General features: G+C 68.5%; 1 protein-coding gene. It reads right to left on the bottom strand.

Annotated elements, in window-relative coordinates; translation table 11 throughout:
- The coding region (locus LMJ29_RS13265) for an Ig-like domain-containing protein (protein WP_229605995.1) at positions 1-1,031 on the bottom strand (1,031 nt) is incomplete at both ends.

Raw genomic sequence — 1,031 nt, 5'->3', positions numbered from 1 at the left:
CAGTTGGCGTCCGGGGTGTAGGTGTAGGTGCCGTCGGCATTGACCACCACGCTGCCGTGGGCCGGATCGCTGGCCTTGGCGAAGCTCAGGGCACCGCCCGAGCTGGTGCTGTCGTTACCCGAGACATCGCCGGACACCGGGGTGTCCTCGGCGGTGGTGGCGGTATCCGCCACAGCCACCAGGTCGGCAACCGGAGTGACGGTCACGGTTACCGTGCGGGTCAGGGACTCGCCCGAGGCCGCATCGGTCACGGTGTAGTCGAAGCTGTCGGCACCACTCCAGTTGGCGTCCGGGGTGTAGGTGTAGGTGCCATCGGTGTTGACCACCACGCTGCCGTGGGCCGGATCGCCGGCCTTGGCAAAGCTCAGGGCACCGCCCGAGGTGGTGCTGTCGTTAGCCGAGACATCGCCGGAGACCGGAGTGTCCTCGGCGGTGCTGATGCTGTCGGCCACGGCGGTGAGATCCACCGCAGCGGTCACGGTGATCGTGACGGTGCGGGTCAGGGACTCGCCGGAAGCCACATCGGTCACGGTGTAGTCGAAGCTGTCGGCACCGCTCCAGTTGGCGTCCGGGGTGTAGGTGTAGGTGCCGTCGGCATTGACCACCACGCTGCCGTGGGCCGGATCGCCGGCCTTGGCAAAGCTCAGGGCGCCGCCCGAGCTGGTGCTGTCGTTGGACGCGACGGTGCCGTTGACCGGAGTGTCCTCGGCGGTGCTGATGCTGTCGGCCACGGCGGTGAGATCCACCGCAGCGGTCACGGTGATCGTGACGGTGTGGGTCAGGGACTCGCCGGAAGCCGCATCGGTGACGGTGTAGTCGAAGCTGTCGGCACCGCTCCAGTTGGCGTCCGGGGTGTAGGTGTAGGTGCCGTCGCTATTGACCACCACGCTGCCGTGGGCCGGGTCGCTGGCCTTGGCAAAGCTCAGGGCGCCGCCGGAGGTGGTGCTGTCGTTGGCCGAGACATCGCCGTTGACCGGGGTGTCCTCGGCGGTGGTGGCGGTATCCGCCACGGCCACCAGGTCGGCAACCGG

Origin of the sequence: Pseudomonas oryzagri, from assembly GCF_020831405.1 — a bacterium.
GTDB lineage: Bacteria > Pseudomonadota > Gammaproteobacteria > Pseudomonadales > Pseudomonadaceae > Geopseudomonas > Geopseudomonas oryzagri.
Note: the sequence above shows the minus strand (reverse complement) of the source record. Positions and strands in the feature narration are given on the sequence as shown.